Here is a 4,250-nt window from a genome sequence, read left to right on the forward strand (position 1 = left end):
GAGCCGCAGCTGGAGAAGACGGGCTGACCCGGCGCGCTCCCCGGACCGGACGTCCGGCGGGGGCGGGAACTCCTGGCACCCGCCCCGCAGCCGCTCAGGACGTCCACCATGTGGGCCACCCCGTACCACTCCTCGGTACGGGGTGGCCCCTCTGTCTATGCTGGCCGGCATGCTGACCCTCACCCAGGCCCTCTACGACCAGATCGTCGCCCACGCCCGCAAGGACCACCCCGACGAGGCGTGCGGCGTCGTCGCCGGTCCCGTGGACTCCGGCCGGCCCGAGCGGTTCATCCCCATGGTCAACGCGGCCCGCTCGCCCACCTTCTACGAGTTCGACTCCCAGGACCTGCTCAAGCTGTACCGCGAGATGGACGACCGCGACGAGGAGCCGGTGATCATCTACCACTCCCACACCGCGACCGAGGCCTACCCCTCCCGCACCGACGTCACCTACGCCAACGAGCCGGGCGCCCACTACGTCCTGGTGTCCACGGCCGACACCGACGGCCTCGGCGAGTTCCAGTTCCGCTCGTTCCGCATCGTGGACGGAGAGATCACCGAGGAGGAGGTCAAGGTGGTGGACGCGTACTGACCGGCGCACCGCCCGCCCCGGTGATCGGCGCGCACCGGCCCGCAGCGGCCTGCACATCCCGTACACATCTCGCGACGTGGATGAATGCCGTCCGAGGAGCGAGATCGTATTCCGGATCCCGGACCGGGAATCGATACGATGACCCCATGGTTTCCAACGACGTGAGCGATCGGACGCCGGGCACGCTGCTCGTGGCGCGGCTGCACGTCGACCTGTGCAGGCTGAACAGCGCCATCTGTTGACGTCCCCTGCCGCCACGCGGCCGTGAGCCGCGGCGCTCCCTCCATGCCGAAAGCCTGGGGGGACCCCATCGCGCGCCCCCCGAACCGAACGACACCCTTTCCGACAGGAGCCCGCAACCATGGCCATCGAGGTCCGCATCCCCACCATCCTCCGCCAGTACACCGACGGCCAGAAGGCCGTGGAAGGCAACGGGGAGACCCTCGCCGAACTCTTCGCCGACCTCGAGACCCGGCACCCGGGCATCCAGGCCCGCATCGTCGACGGCGAGCAGCTGCGCCGCTTCGTCAACGTCTACCTGAACGACGAGGACGTCCGCTTCCTGGACGGCATCTCCACCAAGCTCGCCGACGGCGACAACGTCACGATCCTGCCGGCCGTCGCCGGCGGCATGCGCTGATCGGCCGCTGACCAGCGATGCGCTACGACTCCCCGCTGGCCGCGGTGGGCAACACCCCCCTGGTGTGCCTGCCGCGGCTGTCGCCGTCCGCCGACGTCCGGATCTGGGCGAAGCTGGAGGACCGCAACCCGACCGGCTCCATCAAGGACCGCCCCGCCCTGCACATGATCGAGCAGGCGGAGAAGGACGGCCGCCTCACCCCGGGCTGCACGATCCTCGAGCCGACCTCCGGCAACACCGGCATCTCCCTGGCCATGGCCGCCAAGCTCAAGGGCTACCGGATGGTCTGCGTGATGCCCGAGAACACCTCCCAGGAGCGCCGCGACCTGCTCGGCATGTGGGGCGCGGAAATCATCTCCTCGCCGGCCGCCGGCGGCTCCAACACCGCCGTCCGGGTGGCCAAGGAGCTGTCCGCCGAGCACCCGGACTGGGTGATGCTCTACCAGTACGGCAACCCGGACAACGCCGGCGCCCACTACGCCACCACCGGCCCGGAGATCCTCGCCGACCTGCCCTCCCTCACGCACTTCGTCGCGGGCCTGGGCACCACCGGCACCCTCATGGGCGTCGGCCGCTACCTGCGCGAGCACAAGCCGGACGTACAGATCGTCGCCGCCGAACCGCGCTACGACGACCTGGTCTACGGCCTGCGCAACCTCGACGAGGGCTTCGTCCCCGAGCTGTACGACGCCTCCGTGCTGACCACCCGCTACTCGGTCGGCTCCGCCGACGCGGTCACCCGCACCCGGGAACTCCTCCAGCAGGAGGGCATCTTCGCGGGCGTCTCCACCGGCGCCGCCCTGCACGCGGCCATCGGCGTCGGCAGGAAGGCGCTGAAGGCGGGCCGCAGCGCCGACATCGTGTTCATCGTCGCCGACGGCGGCTGGAAGTACCTCTCCACCGGCGTCTACACGGCACCCACCACCGAGGAGGCCATCGAGAAGCTCCAAGGACAGCTCTGGGCATAGCCCCCGGCGGCCGATTTCGCGGACCCGCCGAAGTTCGGCGGAGGCAGACGGGGCAAGAAGGACAGGGAACGGCACCCCGGGCCTGAAAGGCGGCCGTCCCATGCGCCGTACGACGCTCCAGCGCACCACCGTCACCGCCGCGGCGGCGACCCTGCTCCTCGCAGGGTGCGGCACGGAACACGACGGCACGGGTCCCGGGCGGGACGGCGACGGCTCCCCGTCGGCCTCCGGCCCGCGCTCCGCCCCGGAACCCGTGCCCGGCTGCGCGGACCACGCCGAACTCACCACCGCCGACTCCGGGCAGACCCTCTGCCTGAGAGCCGGCGGACAGGTCCGGCTCACCCTCGACGGCACCGAGGACCGCCCCTGGACACCGGTGAAGTCCACCGGCACCGCCCTGCGGAGCACCAACGCCGGCATCGTGATCCTGCCGGGCGACGCCGTCGCCGCCTTCGACGCGGTCACGCCCGGAACGGCCCGGCTCACCTCCACCCGCCCGCTGTGCCCGACCGGCCCCGGCCGGACCGGGTGCAAGGGCACCCAGCAGTGGACGGTCACGGTCAAGGTGGCGAGGCCATGAACCACGTCCGGCACGGCCCCCCGCTCAGCCGGCCAGATACCGCACCTGGTCCCACAGCACCGGATCCACGACCCCCACCCGGCGCCGGAAATCCCACACCGGCACCTCCCGGACCTCGTCGGTCTCCAGGAAGCCGGCCCGCCCCTGCGCGTCCCCCACCGAGCCCGGCGGCAGGGGAATCACCCCGGCCCGCTCGTCGTGGTACCTGCTGGTGATCTCCGCGACCCTGGCGTGCTTGCCGCGCACCGACAGCACCAGACAGGGCAGGTCCCTCGACCCCGGCCCCTCGCCGCAGGGCACGCTGGCCCACCAGATCTCCGCCGGCCGCGGGCGCGCCACGACGGCCCGGCCGGACCGGGCACCCGGGCGCCCGGGCGGACGCGCCCGACGGCCCGCGGGCCGCCGGCCCCGCCCCCAGCCGTCGACCAGCGCGGCGACGAGCGCGAGCAGCACCACCGCCGCGAGCGCCGGCCACCAGGACGTGTCCATAGGACGACGTTACCGGCGCGCGACCCTCTGTGCGCGCCCTCTTCCGGACCCCGTGCACCCCACATCCAGCCGAACCGGTGACACCACAGGTGAGTTCGCCCACAACAGCCCCTGCCGGAGGAGCGACCGGATGTTTCGCGCCTTACGCTCGACGGACCGCACGACCCCCGTCACCCTTCTTTTTGCTGTTCACCGCCAGCGGAGGTTCCTGCTTCATGAAGCTCACCGTCGTCGGCTGCTCGGGGTCGTTCCCGTCCGCGGAATCGGCCTGCTCGAGCTACCTCGTCGAGGCCGACGGCTTCCGGCTGCTCCTCGACATGGGCAACGGCGCCCTGGGCGAGCTGCAGCGCCACTGCGGTCTCTACGACCTCGACGCCATCTTCCTGAGCCATCTGCACGCCGACCACTGCATCGACATGCTCGGTTACTTCGTCGCGCGCTACTACCGGTACGACGGAGGCCGCTGCGCCCCCATCCCGGTCTACGGGCCCGAGGGCACCGAACACCGGCTCACCACCGCCTACGCCGACACCCCCACTGCCTCCTCCATGAGCGAGGTGTTCGACTTCCACACGGTGAAGCCCGGCACCTTCGAGATCGGCCCCTTCATCGTGCACACCGACCTGGTGGCCCACCCCGTGGAGGCCTACGGCATCCGGGTCGAGCACGGCGGCAGGGCACTGACGTACTCCGGGGACACCGGGGTGAGCGACGCGCTGGACGAACTCGCCCGCGACGCCGACCTGTTCCTGTGCGAGGCCGCCTTCACGGACGGCAAGGAGGACATCCCCGACCTCCACCTCAACGGCCGCGAGGCAGGCGAGACCGCCACCCGCGCCCGCGCCCGCCGCCTGGTCCTCACCCACATCCCCCCGTGGACCGACCCCCAGGTCAACCTGGCCCACGCCCGCGCGGCCTACCCCGGCCCGGTGGAAGTGGCGGCAGCGGGCGCGACGTACGAGATCTGAGCCCGACGCACGC

The 4,250-nt window shown here is 71.8% G+C and carries 7 protein-coding genes; 6 read left to right on the forward strand and 1 reads right to left on the reverse strand.

The features are described 5' to 3' along the window. Positions 1-169 precede the first annotated feature (169 nt). The 5 genes from RH94_RS03385 (at position 170) to RH94_RS03400 (ending at position 2,780) form a co-directional block, all read left to right on the forward strand. Positions 170-592: a Mov34/MPN/PAD-1 family protein gene (locus tag RH94_RS03385; protein WP_073946288.1), complete on the forward strand. Its 423-nt coding sequence runs from the start codon at positions 170-172 to the stop codon at positions 590-592. Positions 593-738: 146 nt separating this feature from the next. After that, positions 739-834, forward strand: a complete 96-nt coding sequence (locus tag RH94_RS46280; protein ID WP_324614223.1) for a putative leader peptide — start codon at positions 739-741, stop codon at positions 832-834. A gap of 119 nt (positions 835-953) precedes the next feature. Next, positions 954-1,232, forward strand: coding sequence for a MoaD/ThiS family protein (locus tag RH94_RS03390; protein WP_073946168.1), 279 nt, complete (start codon positions 954-956; stop codon positions 1,230-1,232). A gap of 17 nt (positions 1,233-1,249) precedes the next feature. Then, on the forward strand, positions 1,250-2,200 hold the full coding sequence (locus RH94_RS03395) for a PLP-dependent cysteine synthase family protein (RefSeq protein WP_073946169.1): 951 nt from the start codon (positions 1,250-1,252) through the stop codon (positions 2,198-2,200). A gap of 100 nt (positions 2,201-2,300) precedes the next feature. Next, a complete protein-coding gene (locus RH94_RS03400) occupies positions 2,301-2,780 on the forward strand; it encodes a hypothetical protein (RefSeq protein WP_073946170.1) in 480 nt (159 codons plus the stop codon). Between the two features lie 24 nt (positions 2,781-2,804). Here RH94_RS03400 and RH94_RS03405 read toward each other — a convergent pair whose 3' ends face one another. After that, positions 2,805-3,269: a hypothetical protein gene (locus RH94_RS03405; protein ID WP_073946171.1), complete on the reverse strand. Its 465-nt coding sequence runs from the start codon at positions 3,267-3,269 to the stop codon at positions 2,805-2,807. A gap of 215 nt (positions 3,270-3,484) precedes the next feature. Here RH94_RS03405 and RH94_RS03410 point away from each other — a divergent pair, with 215 nt between their 5' ends. After that, positions 3,485-4,237, forward strand: a complete 753-nt coding sequence (locus tag RH94_RS03410) for an MBL fold metallo-hydrolase (protein ID WP_073946289.1) — start codon at positions 3,485-3,487, stop codon at positions 4,235-4,237. Positions 4,238-4,250 lie beyond the last annotated feature (13 nt).

Source organism: Streptomyces kebangsaanensis (genome assembly GCF_001906585.1).
GTDB classification, from domain to species: domain Bacteria; phylum Actinomycetota; class Actinomycetes; order Streptomycetales; family Streptomycetaceae; genus Streptomyces; species Streptomyces kebangsaanensis.

What these genes read in the sequence shown, in the direction of transcription:
- RH94_RS03385 (WP_073946288.1), top strand. Translation starts at nt 170, where the DNA reads ATGCTGACCCTCACCCAGGCCCTCTACGACCAGATCGTCGCCCACGCC.
- RH94_RS46280 (WP_324614223.1), top strand. Translation starts at nt 739, where the DNA reads ATGGTTTCCAACGACGTGAGCGATCGGACGCCGGGCACGCTGCTCGTG.
- RH94_RS03390 (WP_073946168.1), top strand. Translation starts at nt 954, where the DNA reads ATGGCCATCGAGGTCCGCATCCCCACCATCCTCCGCCAGTACACCGAC.
- RH94_RS03395 (WP_073946169.1), top strand. Translation starts at nt 1,250, where the DNA reads ATGCGCTACGACTCCCCGCTGGCCGCGGTGGGCAACACCCCCCTGGTG.
- RH94_RS03400 (WP_073946170.1), top strand. Translation starts at nt 2,301, where the DNA reads ATGCGCCGTACGACGCTCCAGCGCACCACCGTCACCGCCGCGGCGGCG.
- RH94_RS03405 (WP_073946171.1), bottom strand. Translation starts at nt 3,269, where the DNA reads ATGGACACGTCCTGGTGGCCGGCGCTCGCGGCGGTGGTGCTGCTCGCG.
- RH94_RS03410 (WP_073946289.1), top strand. Translation starts at nt 3,485, where the DNA reads ATGAAGCTCACCGTCGTCGGCTGCTCGGGGTCGTTCCCGTCCGCGGAA.